This window comes from Proteus sp. PR00208, assembly GCF_016238545.1.
In the GTDB taxonomy this organism is placed as follows: domain Bacteria; phylum Pseudomonadota; class Gammaproteobacteria; order Enterobacterales; family Enterobacteriaceae; genus Proteus.
This window is the reverse complement of the sequence record NZ_JAEHQE010000006.1, coordinates 25,108-45,360: the sequence shown is the minus strand read 5'-3', so window position 1 is coordinate 45,360 and position 20,253 is coordinate 25,108. Positions and strand designations below refer to the sequence as shown.

Genomic DNA, 20,253 nt, shown 5'->3' with positions numbered 1-20,253 from the left:
ATTAGAGTTTAATATTCTGTGATTTATAAACACCAAAATCATCAACATAAATAACAACAGCGGAATTACTTTTTAATTTATTAATTAAAGGTAACTCACGAGAAGATAACGGCGGGATCATTTCAGAATCTACAAGCGTAACACGGGGTGTCTCTTGTGTAGAAATCGAGGCTATCGTGAAATGATACTGTGAGTTATTTTTAACTAAAACTTTATCACCATTTAATTGATAAGTTATTTTCTCATTAACAAGTTCTGGCTTATCAGTTAAATCTTTAGGACGATAAAAAACTTTAATTCGTGTTTTCATCGCTAATTGCAAATAGCTTTTTCCTTTTAATGCTTCGGCATTTTCTGGAATATCGAGAATATTTAAATAGTATACCCGTTCAACATTTCCTGATAATTTTTCATTAGAATTTTTTATTCTTAATGTCTGACCTTGCCTACCTGCTATTTTTACAATTGGTGGATATAAATAAAAAGGAGAGTTTGCATCTTCAGGTGTGGAGTTTATATCACCATCATCTATCCAACTTTGCACAAGTGAAGCTAAATCACCATTGTTGGTTAACTGAAGATTAACACTATCGGTTCCTTCATAATAAATAACTCGTGTACCATTAATAATAATATTAGCAAATACACTCGTTGGTAATATCAATGCCATTAAAAAAACGATTAACTTTTTCATTATAAACATCCTAAAAAACCAGACCCAATATTGAGTCTGGTTTTTTTATATTATAAATAAGAAACAGTATAGATAACGTTAGAGTGTACTGGCCCTGTTTTAGCGGCTGTCGCATTTGTTTTATAGTAACTGGCAATTAAACGCAGAGTATCTGAATCTGGCGCTGTTTTATCGCCTTTAATACCTGTATCAAAGGTTGCGTTCAGTGGTATAGCAACTGTTGGAGCCGCAGGTGTTGATAAACTAAAGCCAACATTCTTTGCCACTAATGGATCATTTTCATTAGCGGTATCATTGACTAAATATAATCCACTGGTGGAAATGGTATTTGCAGATGAGAAATGTATCTTTAAATTACTTCCACTTGGCGTAGATGCAGGAGCACAATCAGAGAATGTCAAAGCAAACTCTTTTTGGTTTTTGGCAATAACAGTACTCGCCGTTGTTCCAGCATCCGTTACGGTAATAGGATCTAATAAAATAGAAAAGTCCGCACTATTTCCTCCATTAATTGTACAGGTGGTATCACTAATAGCACCAGAGAAAGAGATTATTCCACCAGCGCTGTTGGTTGCAGCAAATGCCGACGTCGACAATATAGCCACTGATAATAATGACAGTGGGAGTTTATTTTTAAGCATATATAACCCCAAGAATAGACAAATATTTAATTAGCAAAAATAAGCTACTATTATTGCCATCATTAACTAAAGGTGATGAAATTAGACCCTAGTCAATTTGATATTAGCCATAATTTAAAAAACCAACAAATGAATTTATCCGCTTTTTTAAATTTGTGACTTAAGTCAAATTAGATTCATAACCATACTTAGTTAATATGTAAATGTATTAATATTTAGCATTACTATCTAATTAAAAAATCATAAACAAAAGAACAATAACAATTAATTTATTAATAACAAGTCATAAAAAGAATATCTATAAATGAATTGATTTATTTTGGAATTTTTTATTCAAATTAAATATTCCACAATTAATAAAAAAGATAAATCACATCAAGGAAAATCAACAAATAAAAAGGCCACATTAGTATGCAGCCTTTTTAAATGTATACAAAAATTCCCATGCTCTATTTAATCATTATAAGCAGCTAATACATGTTGGCATAATGTAGAGCGTACACAATCTTCTTGCATAAATTTAATCACGCCTACACGATTATTGGCTTCAAATCGAATAAGAGCATCTGCTAATCCTGAATTTACATTTGAGGGTAAATCACACTGGGTAATATCTCCATTGACAATCACGGTAACATTTTCACCCATACGAGTTAGAAATAACTTCATTTGATTTACCGTCACATTTTGCGCTTCATCTAAAATAACAAATGCATTTTCAAAAGTACGGCCTCGCATATAAGCGAAAGGCGCAATTTCGACTTTACCGATTTCAGGTCTTAAACAGTATTGTAAAAATGAAGCGCCTAAACGTTTGACTAATACGTCGTAGACAGGACGAAAATAGGGTGCAAACTTTTCAGCAATATCACCAGGTAAGAAACCAAGATCCTCATCAGCTTGCAACACAGGTCGAGTAACAATGATACGTTCTATTTCTTTATTAATTAAAGCATCGGCAGCCATTGCAGCGCTGAGAAAGGTTTTACCACAGCCCGCTTCCCCTGTGGCAAAAATAAGATTCTGATGTTTAATTGCATTTATATATTGGCGTTGCGCTTCGTTGCGAGGAGATAACACCCTCTCATCACGCTTTTCTCTGGCCATACCAATTGTATTGATATCCCCAAATCCTGGTAAGACCATAACATTATCTCGATGTGCCCCATTACGTTGCTCTTTACGTGAGGTGCGTTTATTTTCTCGGCGTAAACGTGTTGCTGCTTTTTGTCTACTCATAGTGGAATTTATCCTTGTTAGTCTTCAAAAAGTCATCGACATCTCTGTTTATATTCCATTCACTTACCGATGAGTCCCCTTCAGACCCTGTTTAGTCGCAAAAAACAAAAAAACCGGTCACAATCCTGAACATTAAACATCAATGAACGGTTGTTGCCGGTTTTCTGTGAGTAACGAGATATTTCCATTGCTTCTGTCATTCATATTCCCCATCATGGAGTTAGAGTGAAAATTAACGAAGCTTTATGACAGTATAATGACAAAAGAAAAATATTTTCAATACTGAAATGATTTATAACGAGATGGACTTAACATAAAAATAACAATTAAGTGTTATTTTAGGGGGAAGTAAATGAGTTTCTTGCGATTACCTTTTGTTTATTGGTTATTACTTAACCTAATTCCATTTATTGGTTTTGAACTTCACTCTGGCTCTCTCAAAATGGGCTTCTTTTTTTACCTCGGTTTGCTCACCATTACGACTTCAGGGATCTGGCTTTTTTATTGCCTCTCATTTTTTATTAAACAAAAAACCTCTCCTAACCCCAATCACACCCCTCGACAATTAGTAATAAGTGGCCCTTATAAAATAAGTCGCAATCCTATGTATCTCGGTTTCTTAGATATTAGTATTGGGTTATTTTTTATTTTTGGTAATTGGGGATTTTTGGGCGCGGCAATTGCGTTTTACTTTATTACTGATCGCTATACGATAGTGCGTGAAGAGAAAATCTTAAGTGAATTATTTCCACAAGCGTGGCAACAATATTGTCGCCACGTTCGTCGTTGGATGTAATCTAAATAATTACGATTAAGGCTGTTTACAGTTATTAGCTAAACGGTAACCTGCCTTAATCGCCTCACTCTCTGTTTTAAATAAAACCGCATTTTTATCTGACATTGTTTTATAACCTGAGCAATGTGCAAAATGGTAGATCTTGCTATTTACATTACCCTTAATGTCTCCCGATTGTGGTGTACTGGCTTGTTTCGGTGTTTCCACTTTGGCTCTAGTCACTGGCGTACTATTTGTTGCAGATAATCCTGCACCACTATTTTTATGCCCTAATTGCCATTTCATTTCACCCGTTACAAAAGGATTATGATATCCAACAATACGAGCAATACGGCTATCACGCTCTTTTTCCCATGCGGTTGGTGGATAAGCATTATCCCAAGCCATTAATAACTGTTGTTGCTGACGTGACATTGAGAGGTTATAACGGTCGTGTAAATAGAAATAAACTCTTGCCACTTGGCCTTTGACTTCATTACGAGGTTCAAAAGTGCGAGAAGCAAAGTCAACACGACTACGGCATTGCCCATATTGATAAGGTGCTTGAGCGGGTAATTGTCCAAAACTAAAATTGCTACGATCACCGTTAACTTCACCAATAGATGGCGCTAAGTTATGTAAATCGGCTTCGATTTTGCCAAAAACAGGATCGTTTTTCACACAGTTAGTTCGACCTCCATTTTGCCAACATTGACGTTGATGCCCAAAAACCCATGCTGGAACAATATGTTCCCACTCAATACGAGCCGCTCTTGTTTGCTGTGTTCTCACTTGATAACCACAACTGGCTAAATCAACGCGACCTCCCGATTTCCCTACCCATTCCCAATCACAACCACAATAAATCGTTCCTTGCGATTTTTGATTTTGATCATAATAAATACGTTCTTTTGCTATCTCTTTCGCTTTGGTGAAATTTTCAGGGGCTTGTGCTTGAACATTTAGCGCAATAACAAATAAACCCAACACAACCGCGGTATAGTGTAATATTTTTCTCAAAGTGGTATCTGCCTTACTCTTTATTTTATTAAACCCAATAAGAATTATCTTTAATAACCAACTGATAATCTTATTTTTATTTTGCCTAATATTACCTTTTTTTGATTTATTTTGGGCAATCTTTCTTGCTATTTTTTGTATAAAAAATAAAACAATAAGCGTGAAAGGTGATAGAAAAAGCCGTTATTCTCGACATTAACGCAAAAGGGATTTGCTATGGTTTACTCCATCAATGATTTGGAGAAATTTAAAAATGAATGAGAATATGCTGAATTTGATGGACGAATTAGTCGAGATAACAAAAAAGCATGCGAATAACGAAGATGTTAAAGCGCATGCCAGTTTAGAATCTGAGAATAAATTACGAATTCAAATTATTATTTCCGACAAAAATGAGCTAGATATTACATTAAATTCGCTACAACACGCCGTATAAGCTTTTATACACTCGGACGCTTGCGATACAACCATAATCCCGGCAAGGATAGCCCGATAGAGAGCGCACCGACAATAAATGAAGCTTTAAGGAAATTAGTAACTAAAGCTTCAAAAATTTCCGCGCTATAACCAATTTGCGTTAACTTCACCACTGAGATCATCGCTATATATGCATTTATTCCAGGGAACATAGGAATAACCGCTGCAACAGTAAAGACTTTAGGGTGTGCAAGCCACCAGCGTGACCATTGAATACCTATGCACCCCACTAAAATAGCAGCACAAAAACTTGACCACTCAATGTTCATACCACTCATCACTAAAATAGTACGAGAGCCGTGGCCTATTGCACCTAATAATGCGCAATATTTTAATGCCCTTGAAGGTACATTAAATACCATTGCAAAACCGACCGCAGGAATAGCAGCTAAAATCATATCTTCAATCAGGGTAAGAATTATCGTTATTATGCCCAATCTCTTAACCCCCATACTGCCATGGCTAAAATAACACCTAGACAGGTTGCCAATGTTAACATTGTTGCCATTGCCCAACGCGCTAAGCCAGTATTAACATGCCCTTTAAACATATCAGCGACAGCATTAATTAAAGGAAATCCGGGAACCAACAATAAGACGCTGGCAGCCATTGAAATAGTCGCTGTAGTTTGAAAATAAGAGAGCTTTAATAATAGACCTGAAACTGAAGTTGCTACAAATGCCGTAATACAGAAATTAATTAATGGATTCATTTGGCGATGTGTTAATGCTTGGCGTACAAACATACCAAAACCACCACCAATGGCAGAAACTAAAAAGCCATCCCAATTACCACCATTCAATTTAGAGAAACAACCACAAGATAAGGCAACCATAAAAATAATCGCCCAACGAGGATAACGTAATGGTTTTATATGCTCAAAGCGTTTTCTGGCTTCATGAATATCTGCAAGATGATGTTCAACCAAAATAACAATATGCTGAACTTCTGTCACAACATGCATATTAATGCCACGGTCGACTATCTTTCGTGTTGATGTTTGGCAATGCCCGTTAACAATCGTGGTTAATACAACTGCATTAGCAGAAATTGCGCTTTCGACTTGATGTACACCTAAAGCTAAACCTAGACGGGTTGAAAGCTGTTCAACCAGCATACTTTCTGCGCCATGTTGCAATAGCAACAACGCAGTTTGAATACATAACTTGGTAATTTCACGCTGTTTATCTTGTGAAATGGCTGTACACTCCGCCATTATCTCATTATCCATACTATGCCTTAGTTTTAATCAAAAACGAGCCATTGCTAATATAAAGTTTATCAGCATAGCTCATTTCTCGCTCTATTATCTTTCAATACTATTATGAACAAATAAAATATTTTAGGCAGTAAGTAGATCAATTTTATCGATGGATAGCCATAAATATTGGCATAGGAAAGTACAATACAATGATAAATATCCATTCTTGTTTTTAAATCGCATCATCAAATAGCTATCACTATTTTAATAAGCAATCACACGCACAAATCAATTTAAAATGGCAATGCTTAAATGCAAAAATAAAAAACCCCTAAATAAAAAATCTAGGGGTTTTAGGCTATTTTTTAACTTTTATAAAAAATCTTAGCGAACAACTAAAACAGATTGTTTAGCATAAGCGACAATACCTGATGCATTGGAGCCTAATAGGTGTGTCGAAATACTTGGGCGGCGTGAGCCAATCACGATTAAATCAGCATTAATTTTTTCAGCCAGCTCTAAAACTTTATCTCTTGCAGAACCAAATACAGCTGAAAATTCAACTTGTTCATTTGGCAAATCAATACCATTAGCTAATTCTTGCAGTTGTTCTTGTACACGCTCAAGTGCTTTATTTGCAAAAGAACTGAGCATGTCATAATGGTAACTATAACTAATAGAGAAACGTGAAATATCAGGAATAGCATGGAAAAGATGCAGTTTTGCGCCTTCTAATTTAGCAATATAAACAGCGTGTTGTAAGGCTTTAGTCGTTAACTCATCTTCTGAAATATCAACAGGTACTAGAATTGTCTTGTACATAGCAACTCCTCATTATCAGATTATTGTCTGTTTATTATTGTAGCGTTAAACCCACAGCTTGCTTATTTAATCTTCCTCAAGATGCCATTTATGCAATTGTCGATGAATAAAAGGTGTCACTACAAGCCCAATCGATAAAATAAAAACACACTGAAGAAATAAACCATAGATTGCAATAAAAAAGCGCCCTGTTGGGGTTGCAGGTGCTGGCTCTACTGGCTGACCACTTAACATAGAGATTGCATTTAATGAAGATTCCATAAAGGTATGCCCTTCAATTAAATAAAACCCTAATACACCAGGTAATAATCCTAAGAAAAAGAAAATAGAGCCTATTACATAATAGCGTAAGATGCGTAGAATAAAATGATCGAGCCTTAAAAGTTCTTCGGTAAATTTTTCCATTCTTATCCACTTTCTAGACTGTTTATTCAATAAACTGCTTATTGAATAAATAAGATAAGCTACGCAAAAAAACTAAAATATATGCTATGAGGGATGCTCATAGCATATTAGTAATATATTAACGAACAACTAACACTGAAATTTCAGCATAGCGAACAACACCCGCTGCCGTTGAACCTAATAAATGAGTACTAATATTAGGTCTACGTGAACCAATCACAATTAAGTCTGCTTGAATATCTTTTGCTGTGACCAAAATTTCATCACGAGGTGAGCCAAAAGTAACCGTATAAGCGACCTTTTCAGCAGGCAAATCCACCGAATCTACCAACATTTGCATATCATTCTCTGCTTTCACTGTCGCTTTATCTTTAATTTCTGGATAACCCAATGAATAAGCATTAATGATTGCTGAAGAGATAGGAAGAACATGAATTAAATGTAAATTAGCTCCTGTTTCTTTGGCTAAATACACAGCATGTCGTACCGCTTTACTGGTTAACTCTTCTTCCACAATATCAATAGGCACTAAAATCGTTTTATACATAATAACTCCTCTTAACTCTCCATTTGCCTTAATCCTATCGCAATAACCCAAAGATTACTGTGAGTGAATTAACTAAAAACAACCTAATCTTAATATAAACCTACTTTAATTATTAATACGTTAAGCTAAAAAATAAAAGCGATTATTCAAAATAGTTTGCATTATGTTGCTGTGATAATGTCCATATTTGATTGCGAATATTCCGGATAGTATCAATCAATTCTGATGCAGTTAATCCGATTGGTCCAATACCTTTTTTAACTAAAATATCCGCCGACATTCCATGTATCCAAACAGCACTTCTCACCGCATCCGCCATTGTCATTCCTTGTGCTAAAAAACTTCCCATAACGCCTGTTAGCACATCACCACTCCCCGCGGTTGATAATCCACTATTACCAGTTGTATTAATTGTGATTTCCCCTTTCGGAGAAGTCACTACGGTATGTTGACCTTTGATAATTGCCCAGCAATGATAAATCTTCGCAATTTCTTTCGCCGCTTCTTCTCTATTATTTTGAATATCATTTAGCGTGCAATTAAGCAAAATAGACGCTTCTTTAGGGTGTGGTGTTAATACACAGTGCTGATTAAGTGAGAGTTCTGATTTAAGATTAGCCATTAACACTAATGCATCCGCATCAAAAACATAAGGTCTATTTTCATTACGCTGTGCTAAAGCTATTGATAAGATTTCTTCAGAATTTGCAGATAATCCTAATCCACACCCAATCGCCCAAGCAGAAATATCTTGCTGATTTATCAACGCTTGGGCTGTTTTAAGCATAAGCTCTGGTGCACTATCAATAAAAGGGATAGGAAGTTGCGATTGAGCAAAACCAAGAAATACCTTTCCACACCCTGCTTTCAATGCACTTTTGCCTGCTAACACAATAGCACCGCTCATTCCTTCTGAGCTGCCTACAATACCTAATGTGCCGAATGTTCCTTTATGTGTATTTCCTGATTTGCGCTGATAAAGTGCGGGATAATGAGTGATAGCCTGTAATAATTGTTCTTCATTCATATTATTTTCCCTTTTTCTGCATTTTTCTTATTGCTCGCAATGGTTGCTCTACCACATTTTGTTTGTATTAACGTTAAAAGCATAACGTTCAAAGTATAGCCTGATTTCGACTAATAAATGGGATCACTGGCTATTTTGTCTTTTTATCATGCTAACAAATTCAATATGATAAAATGCTTTTATTATCGCTATTCATACCTTGCTGAGACTTTGCTATTCTAATGACCTAGCCTGATATGATTTATAAATTAAAGACAAAGGAACGTAGATAATGAACGAGAAGTTTAAAACACAAGCAGATGTAGAAACATTAGCAGAAGAAGTGGCTTGCTTAAAAACACTAGTCACCTATATGTTAAAAGCATTAGGTCAAGCAGATGCTGGGCGTGTTATTTTAAACATTGAACGTGCTATTGCAGAAGTTGATGATGAAAAACAAGCAGAAACATTCCGTAATACGATTAGCCAAATTAAGACAGCCTATCGTCAATAATACATTTATTTTCGAATTGAGTACTCGCACATATTTTTATTCTATTTTCTAATCTTTTTGTGCTGCACAAATAAACAAATTTTGATTTCAAATTTCCTATATACTCAATCTCGAAATAAACCATTCTTTATTCATTTAGCTACCCCTCTATCTTTATAGAGGGGATTTTTTTCTTTTACCCGCCTCAATATTTCTATTCAAATTCTTTTCATATCATCCAAATGATAATGAGTTTGTTTTCTTTTGGTGTATTTAACCAATAGTCACTATCAAAACTTATTTTTGTTTAAAAATTTTAATGTTATTTGGATTAAATAATAGAATTAGAAATCTTGCCATCATTGCCAACACGAGCATAAATTAACTTATTAAATACAATGTATTAAAATTATCTCAATGATAACTGATAATCACTTAACTTTTTTATTCTGTTTTTTATATTTAAAGCGCACATTTTGTTATTTTTAACACAAATAAAAATTAATCGTATAAAATGTAAATAAAGATAAATCCTAATATTATTGTATTTTGAGTTATTTTATATATTGTAAATTGTAAGTTTTTATTATGTCAAAATTTGCTAGCTTATTGTCCCTAAACACAATTATAGCGAAAGCAACTAAAACCAATAGGATTAAAAATATTAACTATTTATATTTTTACACTTTTTCTGATTTATCGTCACTCCTGTTTATATGTTACACTCAATAAATATGTACTAAAAAATAAACATGAGGCTAAAATGAAACCACTTCTCTTATCTCTGCTATTATTACCTGCTGTTGCTTTTGCAAACCCAACAAAAATGGCTGATGATTACTGCGATACTTTTAAAGATATCTCAATTAAAGCTTATGATACAAAAGAGCCAGCAGAGAAAATTGCTAAAGATGCAATGGCCTCTCTGAGTGCAAAGAAATTTGATTTTGCAAAACTGGAAGCAACTGAAGCACAATTCACTGAAGGTGCTATTGAGGTTGTTAATTCTTTACGTGAAGCCAAATCTGAAATTGGTTCTCGCGCAGAGTTCCAAGATGGTTTAACTCAAATTGTTGCGGCTTGTAAAGTTCAAATGGTTGCAGCATTAGAAGAGCCAAAAAAATAATCTTCTCATTAAAGAATGGGTAAAAATCAATATAAAGAGTAGAAATTATCCTGCTCTTTTTTATTTTCCCCTCACCTATCACTTATTCCTCTCCTCTTTTCTCTTTTCTCTTTTCTCTTTTCTCTTTTCTCTTTTCTCTTTTCTCTTTTCTCTTTTCTCTTTTCTCTTTTCTCTATAATTAACGTTCTATACTCTAAATAATTCAAGATGTAGCTAGGCGACAAGTGAATGAGTCGCTAGGAGCATACATAAGTAGTGACTACGCAGCCAACAACGCTACAGCTTGAAGTATGGCGAGTATGAATTATAGAGTATCTATGTATCAATATTAAGGTTTATAATACCTCGGTAAATACTTGTTAGTACTGGCCATAAAAAGGAGATATTGTGAGCAACGAACAATCCATCCAGCGTTTAAGAAGACTACGCCAGTCAGAAAACCTGCGCGCGCTCTTTCAAGAAACAACTCTGACTAAAAATGATCTCGCTCTGCCTATCTTTGTAGAAGAAGGGCTTGATGATTACCAACCGATTAAAAGCATGCCAGGTGTCGTTCGTATTCCTGAAAAACGCCTTGCTTATGAAATTGAACGCATTGCAAAAGCAGGCATTAAAACTGTTATGACTTTTGGCGTATCACATCACCTTGATGAAACAGGAAGTGATGCTTGGAAAAGTGGCGGTTTAGTTTCTCGCATGTCTCGTATTTGTAAAGATGCCGTACCAGAAATGATTGTCATGTCTGATACCTGTTTTTGTGAATACACATCACATGGTCACTGTGGTGTTTTACATGGTGAACATGTTGATAATGATGAAACTATCTATAATTTAGGGCTTCAAGCTGTTGCTGCCGCACAAGCGGGTGCTGATTTTATCGCGCCATCAGCGGCAATGGACGGCCAAGTTGCTGCTATTCGTGCCGCACTTGATAAAGCAGGATTTAGCGGCACAGGTATTGTTTCTTACTCGACTAAATTTGCTTCTGCCTTATATGGTCCTTTCCGCGATGCAGCAGGCTCTCGCTTAATTGGTGATCGTAAAACTTATCAAATGAATCCAATGAACCGCCGTGAAGCGATCCGTGAATCATTAATTGATGAGCAAGAAGGCGCTGATATGCTGATGGTAAAACCAGCGGGTGCTTATTTAGATATTATTCGCGATGTGCGTGAACGTACTTTATTACCTTTAGCGGCTTATCAAATCAGCGGTGAATATGCGCAAATTAAATTTGCGGCATTAGCGGGTGCAATCGATGAAGATCGTGTGGTAATGGAGACTTTAGGCTCAATTAAACGTGCAGGTGCAGATTTAATTCTATCTTACTTCGCACTTGATTTAGCAGAAAGAAATCTACTTTAATCACCTTATACGCTAAATAATTCAATAAGTTGAAGTATGTAGAATATAGATATGAGGCTACGACTATGGATAACTGTATTTTCTGCCAAATCGTTGCGGGTAAAGCGCCTTGCCATAAAATTTGGGAGGATGATCATCATCTTGCTTTCCTCTCTATTTTTCCCAATACCAAAGGTTTTACCGTTGTTATTCCCAAAAAGCACTACCCGAGTTATGCGTTTGATTTAAACGATGAAGCTTTAGCATTATTGGTTATCGCGACAAAAAAGGTAGCAAAAATCTTAGATAAAACATTCCCCGATGTTTCACGCTCAGGAATGTTTTTTGAAGGGTTTGGGGTTGATCATGTTCATAGTAAACTTAGCCCGATGCACGGCACAGGTGATATGACAAAATGGGCGCCTATTGAAAATAAACAAAAGATTTTCTTTGAGAAATACCCCGGATATCTTTCATCGCATGATTTTGAACGTGCGAGTGATGAAGAACTTGCACAATTAGCAGCGTTGATCAGAAAAAATAGCCGATAATAAAAAGAAAACAGGTATTAAATCTTTATAAAAAAATAACGGATAAGTGATTAATCGACTTATCCGTTTTATCTGTTATTCAAAAATCCAACTTGTTAGATTATTTATAATTAATCGCTGTTGGCTTATCTAACATAATTTCTGTTTTCGCTGGCTCTGTTTGTGCAATCACTTTACCGTGGCGAATTGAATAACGTACAGGTACTTGACGGCGTAAGGCATCAAATCCATTATCTGCGGGCAAAATAATAAAGTTTGCACTATTTCCTATTTCAACACCGTAATCCGTTAAGACCAATGTTTTCGCACTATTATGACTAATTAACTGTAACCCATTATCAATTTGACCATAGCCCATTAATTGGCAAACATGCAGTCCCATATGTAAGACTTGAAGCATATTTGCTGTGCCTAATGGATACCAAGGATCAAAAACATCATCATGACCAAAGCAAACATTAATATTACTTTCTAGCATCTCTTTTACGCGAGTAATACCGCGACGCTTTGGATAAGTATCAAAACGACCTTGCAAGTGAATATTAACTAAAGGATTCGCCACAAAGTTAATACCAGACATTCTTAATAAACGGAATAAACGCGAAGTATAAGCCCCATTATAAGAATGCATTGCGGTTGTATGACTTGCTGTTACTCTTGAGCCCATATTTTCTTTATGTGCTAAAGCGGCAACAGTTTCAACAAAGCGAGATTGTTCATCATCAATTTCATCACAATGAACATCAATTAAGCGATCATATTTTTGTGCTAATGCAAAGGTTTTATGCAGTGATTCAACACCATATTCACGCGTAAATTCAAAGTGAGGAATAGCACCGACAACATCAGCGCCTAATTTTAATGCTTCTTCTAATAAAGCTTCACCATCAGGGTAAGACAAAATACCTTCTTGTGGAAAAGCAACAATTTGCAAATCAATCCAAGGTTTAATTTCTTCTTTCACTTCCAGCATGGCTTTTAATGCTGTCAGCGATGGATCCGAAACATCAACATGGGTTCTAACATGTTGAATACCATTAGCAATTTGCCATTGAAGCGTTTGCCATGCACGTTGTTTAACATCATCATGAGTTAACAGCGCTTTTCTTTCAGCCCAACGCTCGATACCCTCAAATAATGTTCCCGATTGATTCCAATTCGGTTGTCCTGCTGTTTGTGTTGTATCTAAATGAATATGAGGCTCAACAAAAGGAGCATGAACTAAACCACCTTGCGCATCTAATGCTTCAGGATGAAAGTTATTCTCAGGTTGTGGCTCTATCGCTTCAATTTTATTGTTTTTAAGCGTAATGCGCCACAAACCCTCTTTTCCAACGAGACGAGCATGATTAATTTGTTCGATATTCTTACCCAGCATGACTTATCTCCGCTTGTCGAGCTGTACGACGATTTAATATTGGATTTAACACAGCGTAACTAATTGCACCACCTAATACTGCGTTAACAGGTACGATACCTGGTAACCAGTGCCCCGCGGCAATACCAATTGCAACAGCCAGTAATGCGACCCAGTTAACTGATTGCATTTTATCTGCATTGAAGGTGCTATAACGATCTTTATTCATCAGATAATCTGCAATGATAACACCACCTACTGGTGGAATTGCGGCAGATAAAAAGGTTAACCAGCCAACAAAGTTATTATAGAGCCATAATGCACACAGTGTACCGACAATGCCATTTATCACTGAAAGCTTTTTGCTTGATAAACCTGTAATATTGGCAAATCCTAATCCTGAGGCATATAACGCATTATCATTGGTTGTCCAAATATTTAAGCCTAATACGACAATCGCTGGAAGTAATAATCCTTGCGCAATCATCACATCAGAAATATCTGCCATTCCCAATGAAGCGGCACCTGCTGCACCAAAGACAAACATCAATGTATTGCCTAAAAAGAACGCAACAATTGCGACAACCACTGCAACTTTAGGGTTTCGTCCAAAACGGACAAAGTCAGCTGTAAGCGTTCCCGCACTAATAAACGATCCGACAACCATCGCCAGCGCTAAATTGAAATCTAATGGCTGAGTTGGTTTAACACCCATTAACGTTGAAAGCCCGCCCATATCATGTATGGCAAGATAAACAGAGTAACTGCCTAGGATGGCGATTGCTGGAACAGCAATGATAGAGAGAACGGTGAGAGCGGAAATACCGAAGAATACAGTGATGGTCATTAAAATGCCGGAAACGGCGATGAGGAGATTAATATCAATACCAGTGGCTTTTCCTACCGGGATGGCAAACATTGCCACACCCACACCAAACCAACCAACTTGAGTACCACCGAGTAAAAATGAGGGAAGCCAAGAACCTTTAATACCGAAAGAGTAACGCGCGAGGAGATGAGTAGTAAGACCTGTTTTTGAACCAATAAAACCAAGAAATGCGGTGTAGATACCAAGAAGAAGATTACCAATTAGAACTGCGAGGAAGAAATCATTGAAGGAAAGACCAGTACCAAGAGCGCCGCCAGTCCACATACTGGCTGAAAAAAACGTTAATCCCAACATCACAAAGGTTAACGCCAATCCACCCTTTCTTGCGGATATGGGCACAGGGCCCTGACTATAATTGTTGTCCTGAGACACTTTAACCTCCTATTCATTTCACCTAGCCAAAAAAATCTGACGAATTCTATCTACATAAAAATATTATGCAAACGTTTTCGTTGTCTGTTTATTATAATTAATGGAACGCTTCATTTAAGGAGAGTTGATGTTCATCACAAAAATAGGAGAAAAATCGTTATTGTATTTGAAGTTATCTAATTTTATAGAATGGATTTTTAAGAAAGAATTTCTTTAGAGAAATTAATGATAATATTCTTTATCTTTTAAACCATGTTCATTTTTAAATCATAACGTTTATTTTAGTCATATTTTAATTACGCCAAAAGGAAGCAGATAATAAAACAAGTAGCGTATAAATTTCTAATCGACCAAGTAACATAGCAAGACACATTAAATATTTTGCACTGTCGGTAATTTCACCAAAACCAGCAACTGTTTCACCAAATCCCAATCCCATATTATTTAAACATGCTGCCACCGTAGCAAAAGCTGTAATTAAATCGTAGCCCATCATGCTTAAACACCAAATAAAAAAACAAGCGCAGAGTGTATAAAGAAAAAAGAAACTCCAAACGGAATTAAGGAGTCGAGAAGTTATAATACTGTCGCCGACACGAACGGAACTCACTGATTTTGGATGAATTAATTGATGAATTTCTTGGCGACTCTGTTTATAGAGAATTAAAAATCGAATAGCTTTAATTCCACCACACGTCGAACCAACACAACCACCAAAAAAACTAGAAAATAGTAAGAGAACAATAATATGTTGTGGCCATTGAGCATAATCTGCTGTTGCAAGCCCGTTGTCAGTGATCATCGAACTGGTTAGAAAAAAAGAATGAATAAAAGCATCTGGGAATGAATACATATTACTGCGCCATGTTTCAAATGTGATCAAACCGATAACTAGCAATGCCACTGTAATAAAAAAACGAAACTCTGGATTGGTTAATAATGGTCGTAAACTAAATTTAGCTAAGGATGCAAAATAGAGGGTAAAATTGACTGCTGAAAGGAGTGAAAATAGCCCTGCAACAAATTCAATTTTTGCGCTATTAAAATAGCCAATGCTTTCGCTATATGTTGAAAATCCGCCTAAAGACACAGTCGATAAACCATGACAAAGCGCATCAAAAAAAGACATTCCCGCTATTTTAAACGCGATAATACATAAACTACCTAGCAGAATATAAGTAAACCATAAATTACGAGCTGTACTTGCTAAGCGAGGCGTTAACTTTTCTTCTTTAAATGGCCCAGGCATTTCAGATTGATATAATTTCATGCCCCCAATGCCTAATAAGGGAAGAACGGCAACAGCCAGTACAATAACACCTAATCCTCCAACAAAATTTAACTGTGCGCGATAGTAAAGAATAGATTTAGGTAAATCAGTCACATTGTGAAAAACAGAAGCGCCTGTGGTTGTTATCCCTGACACCCCTTCAAAAAGCGCATCAACAAAGCGCATATTAAGTTGCTCATTCAGCCATAAAGGTAATGTGCTAATTAAAGAAAATAACAACCAAAACAAGGCAATAATAATAAATCCATCTCGTGTTTTCAGCTGAATATCTTTTATTTTTGTTTTCAGCCAAATAAATAAACCTCCACAAAAAAAGATAAAAAAACACAATGCAAAAGAAAATAGACTTTGCTCTTTTTCATATAGCGCAACCAACATAGGCGGTATCATTGTTAAGCTATAAAGAACAATGAGAAAGCTACAAAGATGCACAATGATTTTAAAATGATTAGATACACGCATAAATGATGATGCCCATATTCGCGATTTAGTCCGCTACATTAAATGTTCAGAATTGACATAATTCAGTATGGCTTATCATTATCAATAATTTTTCTTTTTATTTTAAATTGATAACTGACAAGTTTACTCCCTACTCATTCTTTTTTTCAATGACAGAACTTTTCCCTAACCCCCAAAAAATGAATTTATAGTCACAAATACAACATAATTATTTACTTCTATCTTTTTTTTAGTAATCTATAAGAACTAATAAAACATAGAATAATTTACTTGGGAAACATAACATGAATCGTCGGTCATTTTTAACTTCATCCAGCTTAGTGATTGGTGGTCTTTCATTAAGTTCATTTGTTAGCTCTGCCTATGCCAATGAAACACTAAAAAATAAATTGGTATTTAATGCAGAAAATCCGTTACTGCTAAATTTTAATGAAAATTCACTTGGTATGTCGCAAAAAGCGAAACAGGCTATTATTGATGCTTTACCTAATGCCTTTAGATATCCAGACGATGCGCGTAGCTCATTAATTAGCGAATTAGGGAAAGAATTTAAACTTTCAGATAAGCACATCACCTTGGGAAATGGCTCATCTGAGACAATTCAAGCAGCCGTACAGTTTGTGGCAAATAAAGCACAAAAAGAAGGTAAAGCGGTTCAACTTATTGTTCCTGATCCAACATTTAACTATGCCGAACTTTATGCAGAACCTTTAGGCGTAAAAATCGTTAAAGTACCCGTTGATAAAACACTGGCGTTTGATTTAGCAACCATGCAGAAAAAAGCGCAAGAGTTTGATGGTATTAGCATGGTATATTTATGCAATCCGAATAACCCAACAGCGATGTTAACGCCGACGGCTTCATTGACGAATTGGATAAAATCAGCCAAAGAAAATGTCTTTTTTATTATTGATGAAGCTTATGCGGAATTCGCTTCAACGCCTGAATTTACCAGTGCGATTACATTAGTTGAAGCGGGTTATAAAAACCTAATTGTTGCACGTACTTTCTCAAAAATTTACGCATTAGCAGGGCTTCGTGTGGGTTATGGTGTTGCTGTACCTGAGGTTATTGCCAATGTTGATGTGTTTGTTTCCATTGATAATACCAACACTGCGGGTGCTGTTGCTGCATTAGCCTCATTAAAAGATAAAGCTTATGTGGAATATAGCCGTAAATCGATTGATGTTTCTCGTCAAATGGTTGTTGATGTCTTAAAAGAGCTGGATATTGAATATGCACCCTCTTATGCAAACTTTATATTCCATAAAGTGAAAGGTGATGTAAAAACCTATCAAAACAGAATGAAAGAAGCGAATATTATGGTTGGTCGTGAGTTTCCACCTGCTTTAGGTTGGAGCCGTTTAACTTTAGGCACACCAGAAGAGATGAGCTATTTTGTTTCTACATTAAAAGCCTTTAGAACTAAAGGTTGGATTTAATCTGATTTGGTGATCTTTCGATCCGTTAATAAATAGAATGCCCTTGAAAATAAAACTTCAAGGGCATTTTTTCTACTTTACTTAATCATTCAATCGCCTTAAAGCGGATCAACTTTTAAGCAAGAGACTGCATGGCGAAAGCTCCCTTCTAATAAAGGGCGTGTTTTGGCACATTCTTCATCTGCCATCGGACAACGTGTACGGAATATACAGCCTGATGGTGGATTAATCGGAGAAGGCAATTCTCCTTCCAATAAATCAATATGCTTATTGCGCTCTTTATCAGGATCAGGAATAGGCACCGCTGACATCAACGCTTTGGTATAAGGGTGTAATGGATGATGATAAACTTCATCATACGTTCCTAACTCCACTGCATGCCCTAAATACATCACCAATACACGATCTGAAATATGTTTTACCACCGCTAGGTCATGGGCAATAAAGATTAAAGATAATCCCATCTCTTTTTGAATATCTTTCAGCAAGTTAACCACTTGAGCCTGAATTGATACGTCTAATGCTGAAACGGGTTCGTCACAAATCACTAATTTAGGTTCTAAAATTAACGCGCGAGCAATACCGATACGTTGGCATTGTCCACCTGAGAATTCATGTGGGTAACGGTTGATTAAGTTTGGCAATAATCCGACTCGCATCATCATTGCTTTCACTTTTTCAACAACTTCAGCCTGTTTCATTTTAGGGTGATAGGTTTTAAGCGGCTCCGCAATAATATCACCAATGGTCATTCTTGGGTTTAAGGAAGCCAGCGGATCTTGGAAAATCATCTGGATATCTTGGCGAATATCGCGCCATTGTTTATTTCCCATTCCCAATAAATCATTGCCTAACCAAGAGACTGTACCACCAGAGGCTTTAACTAAACCAATAATGGCGCGAGCAAAAGTCGATTTACCACAACCAGATTCACCAACAACCCCTAATGTTTCACCTTCATATAAGCGTAGTGTGACACCATCAACGGCTTTTAGGCTTTTTTTCGCTTTCCAAAACCACTGTTTATTATCTTGAACATCGAAATAAACTTTTAAGTCATTCACTTCAAGAATAACTTTTCTATCTTGTAACATGGCTTGAGTCATACCAATTCCTCCACCGCTTTAAAACAGGCACGTAGTCGGCCTTGTGCGAATTGCTCTAATTGAGGTTCACTCGTTAAGCATTGCTCTGTTGCATACTGGCAACGAGGTTGGAATGGGCAGCCTTTTGGTAAACGTAATAAATTAGGCGGATTTCCCGGAATGGTTGCGAGTCGTTCATCTTCACCGTCTAAGCGAGGAACAGCCTGTAACAATCCGATAGAATATGGATGTGATGGTTGATAGAAGATATCACGCGCTTTACCGTACTCCATGGTACGTCCTGCGTACATCACCAACACTTTATCGCAGATACCCGCAACAACCCCCAAGTCATGGGTGATCATAATAATCGCAGTATTTAAATCATTCTTAAGCTCATTGAGTAAGGTCATGATTTGCGCTTGAACCGTCACATCAAGTGCGGTTGTCGGTTCATCAGCAATTAAAAGTTTAGGCTTACACAGCAATGCCATTGCAATCATGACTCGTTGGCGCATACCGCCTGAAAACTCATGAGGATACATACTCATTCGTTTATGAGCTTCTGGCATTTTTACTGCATCTAACATGCGTACTGATTCTGCATAAGCATCATTCTTACTCATGCCTTTATGAAGCATTAATACTTCAATAAGCTGCGAACCAACTTTCATATACGGGTTTAATGAAGTCATTGGATCTTGAAATATCATAGATATTTCTTCAGCGCGCATTTTATTTAATTCACTTTGGCGAAGGTTTAAGATCTCACGACCATTAAAGTTTGCGCTACCCGCTGTGCGACCATTTTTCGCTAATAATCCCATTAATGCGAATGCCGTTTGGGATTTACCTGAGCCAGATTCACCAACGATCCCGAGGGTTTCACCTGCGGATAATTCAAAGTTGAGCTTATTAACTGCGGTAACATCACCATCCGGTGTACCGAAAGTCACACAGAGATCTTTAACACTTAATAACGACTTGTTTGTTGTATTTGTCATTTTGTTCTCC

The 20,253-nt window shown here is 36.4% G+C and carries 22 protein-coding genes; 7 read left to right on the top strand and 15 right to left on the bottom strand.

Annotated elements, in window-relative coordinates:
* Position 1 precedes the first annotated feature (1 nt).
* The 3 genes from JEP36_RS06245 to phoH form a co-directional block, all read right to left on the bottom strand.
* Positions 2 to 694: a fimbrial biogenesis chaperone gene (locus JEP36_RS06245; protein WP_198619950.1), complete on the bottom strand. Its 693-nt coding sequence runs from the start codon at positions 692 to 694 to the stop codon at positions 2 to 4.
* A 50-nt stretch (positions 695 to 744) separates the two neighbouring features.
* Complete coding sequence (locus JEP36_RS06240; RefSeq protein WP_100160253.1) at positions 745 to 1,335, bottom strand: fimbrial protein; 591 nt, start codon at positions 1,333 to 1,335, stop codon at positions 745 to 747.
* Between the two features lie 453 nt (positions 1,336 to 1,788).
* Positions 1,789 to 2,574, bottom strand: a complete 786-nt coding sequence (gene phoH / locus JEP36_RS06235; protein WP_198619949.1) for a phosphate starvation-inducible protein PhoH — start codon at positions 2,572 to 2,574, stop codon at positions 1,789 to 1,791.
* Between the two features lie 352 nt (positions 2,575 to 2,926).
* Here phoH and JEP36_RS06230 point away from each other — a divergent pair, with 352 nt between their 5' ends.
* On the top strand, positions 2,927 to 3,370 hold the full coding sequence (locus tag JEP36_RS06230; protein WP_198619948.1) for a methyltransferase family protein: 444 nt from the start codon (positions 2,927 to 2,929) through the stop codon (positions 3,368 to 3,370).
* Between the two features lie 15 nt (positions 3,371 to 3,385).
* On the opposite strand, the gene JEP36_RS06225 is transcribed toward JEP36_RS06230, so the two are convergent.
* The gene (locus JEP36_RS06225; protein WP_232797457.1) at positions 3,386 to 4,369 is read right to left on the bottom strand and encodes an endonuclease; all 984 of its coding nucleotides are present in this window, start codon (positions 4,367 to 4,369) and stop codon (positions 3,386 to 3,388) included.
* Positions 4,370 to 4,622: 253 nt separating this feature from the next.
* Here JEP36_RS06225 and JEP36_RS06220 point away from each other — a divergent pair, with 253 nt between their 5' ends.
* The gene (locus tag JEP36_RS06220) at positions 4,623 to 4,805 is read left to right on the top strand and encodes a hypothetical protein (protein ID WP_064720096.1); all 183 of its coding nucleotides are present in this window, start codon (positions 4,623 to 4,625) and stop codon (positions 4,803 to 4,805) included.
* A 4-nt stretch (positions 4,806 to 4,809) separates the two neighbouring features.
* On the opposite strand, the gene JEP36_RS06215 is transcribed toward JEP36_RS06220, so the two are convergent.
* From JEP36_RS06215 to JEP36_RS06190, 6 genes are all read right to left on the bottom strand, one after another.
* A complete protein-coding gene (locus JEP36_RS06215) occupies positions 4,810 to 5,283 on the bottom strand; it encodes a threonine/serine exporter (RefSeq protein ID WP_198619947.1) in 474 nt (157 codons plus the stop codon).
* The gene (locus JEP36_RS06210) at positions 5,274 to 6,077 is read right to left on the bottom strand and encodes a threonine/serine ThrE exporter family protein (RefSeq protein WP_198619946.1); all 804 of its coding nucleotides are present in this window, start codon (positions 6,075 to 6,077) and stop codon (positions 5,274 to 5,276) included. The genes JEP36_RS06215 and JEP36_RS06210 overlap by 10 nt, the downstream gene beginning before the upstream one ends.
* 354 nt (positions 6,078 to 6,431) lie before the next feature.
* Complete coding sequence (locus JEP36_RS06205; protein ID WP_088495397.1) at positions 6,432 to 6,869, bottom strand: universal stress protein; 438 nt, start codon at positions 6,867 to 6,869, stop codon at positions 6,432 to 6,434.
* Positions 6,870 to 6,935: 66 nt separating this feature from the next.
* Positions 6,936 to 7,274 carry a hypothetical protein gene (locus JEP36_RS06200; RefSeq protein WP_072064066.1) on the bottom strand — a complete coding sequence of 113 codons (339 nt, stop codon included), beginning with the start codon at positions 7,272 to 7,274 and terminating at the stop codon, positions 6,936 to 6,938.
* Positions 7,275 to 7,392: 118 nt separating this feature from the next.
* Entirely contained in the window at positions 7,393 to 7,821 is a 429-nt protein-coding gene (locus JEP36_RS06195; protein WP_036912874.1) for a universal stress protein, read from the bottom strand.
* Between the two features lie 142 nt (positions 7,822 to 7,963).
* Complete coding sequence (locus tag JEP36_RS06190) at positions 7,964 to 8,848, bottom strand: NAD(P)H-hydrate dehydratase (protein WP_196532572.1); 885 nt, start codon at positions 8,846 to 8,848, stop codon at positions 7,964 to 7,966.
* A gap of 271 nt (positions 8,849 to 9,119) precedes the next feature.
* Here JEP36_RS06190 and JEP36_RS06185 point away from each other — a divergent pair, with 271 nt between their 5' ends.
* The 4 genes from JEP36_RS06185 to JEP36_RS06170 all read left to right on the top strand — a co-directional run bounded on the left by JEP36_RS06185 (position 9,120) and on the right by JEP36_RS06170 (position 12,341).
* Positions 9,120 to 9,341: a DUF2594 family protein gene (locus JEP36_RS06185; protein ID WP_006536484.1), complete on the top strand. Its 222-nt coding sequence runs from the start codon at positions 9,120 to 9,122 to the stop codon at positions 9,339 to 9,341.
* Positions 9,342 to 10,083: 742 nt separating this feature from the next.
* Positions 10,084 to 10,446: a hypothetical protein gene (locus tag JEP36_RS06180; RefSeq protein WP_198619945.1), complete on the top strand. Its 363-nt coding sequence runs from the start codon at positions 10,084 to 10,086 to the stop codon at positions 10,444 to 10,446.
* Between the two features lie 387 nt (positions 10,447 to 10,833).
* Positions 10,834 to 11,811, top strand: coding sequence for a porphobilinogen synthase (hemB, locus tag JEP36_RS06175; RefSeq protein ID WP_198629985.1), 978 nt, complete (start codon positions 10,834 to 10,836; stop codon positions 11,809 to 11,811).
* A gap of 65 nt (positions 11,812 to 11,876) precedes the next feature.
* The gene (locus tag JEP36_RS06170) at positions 11,877 to 12,341 is read left to right on the top strand and encodes an HIT family protein (RefSeq protein WP_198619943.1); all 465 of its coding nucleotides are present in this window, start codon (positions 11,877 to 11,879) and stop codon (positions 12,339 to 12,341) included.
* A gap of 100 nt (positions 12,342 to 12,441) precedes the next feature.
* Here the strand turns inward: JEP36_RS06170 and JEP36_RS06165 are convergent, their stop codons facing one another.
* The 3 genes from JEP36_RS06165 to JEP36_RS06155 form a co-directional block, all read right to left on the bottom strand.
* Entirely contained in the window at positions 12,442 to 13,719 is a 1,278-nt protein-coding gene (locus JEP36_RS06165) for a cytosine deaminase (protein WP_198629984.1), read from the bottom strand.
* Positions 13,709 to 14,959, bottom strand: coding sequence for a cytosine permease (codB, locus tag JEP36_RS06160; RefSeq protein ID WP_198619941.1), 1,251 nt, complete (start codon positions 14,957 to 14,959; stop codon positions 13,709 to 13,711). The genes JEP36_RS06165 and codB overlap by 11 nt, the downstream gene beginning before the upstream one ends.
* 292 nt (positions 14,960 to 15,251) lie before the next feature.
* Entirely contained in the window at positions 15,252 to 16,712 is a 1,461-nt protein-coding gene (locus tag JEP36_RS06155; protein WP_198619940.1) for a TrkH family potassium uptake protein, read from the bottom strand.
* Between the two features lie 284 nt (positions 16,713 to 16,996).
* Here JEP36_RS06155 and JEP36_RS06150 point away from each other — a divergent pair, with 284 nt between their 5' ends.
* Entirely contained in the window at positions 16,997 to 18,154 is a 1,158-nt protein-coding gene (locus JEP36_RS06150) for a pyridoxal phosphate-dependent aminotransferase (RefSeq protein WP_198625698.1), read from the top strand.
* A gap of 98 nt (positions 18,155 to 18,252) precedes the next feature.
* On the opposite strand, the gene oppF is transcribed toward JEP36_RS06150, so the two are convergent.
* Both oppF and JEP36_RS06140 read right to left on the bottom strand, forming a co-directional pair.
* The gene (gene oppF, locus JEP36_RS06145; RefSeq protein WP_196532564.1) at positions 18,253 to 19,260 is read right to left on the bottom strand and encodes a murein tripeptide/oligopeptide ABC transporter ATP binding protein OppF; all 1,008 of its coding nucleotides are present in this window, start codon (positions 19,258 to 19,260) and stop codon (positions 18,253 to 18,255) included.
* Positions 19,257 to 20,243 (bottom strand): ABC transporter ATP-binding protein, encoded by a 987-nt coding sequence (locus tag JEP36_RS06140; protein WP_198619937.1) that lies wholly within the window; start codon positions 20,241 to 20,243, stop codon positions 19,257 to 19,259. The genes oppF and JEP36_RS06140 overlap by 4 nt, the downstream gene beginning before the upstream one ends.
* Between the last annotated feature and the right edge of the window lie 10 nt (positions 20,244 to 20,253).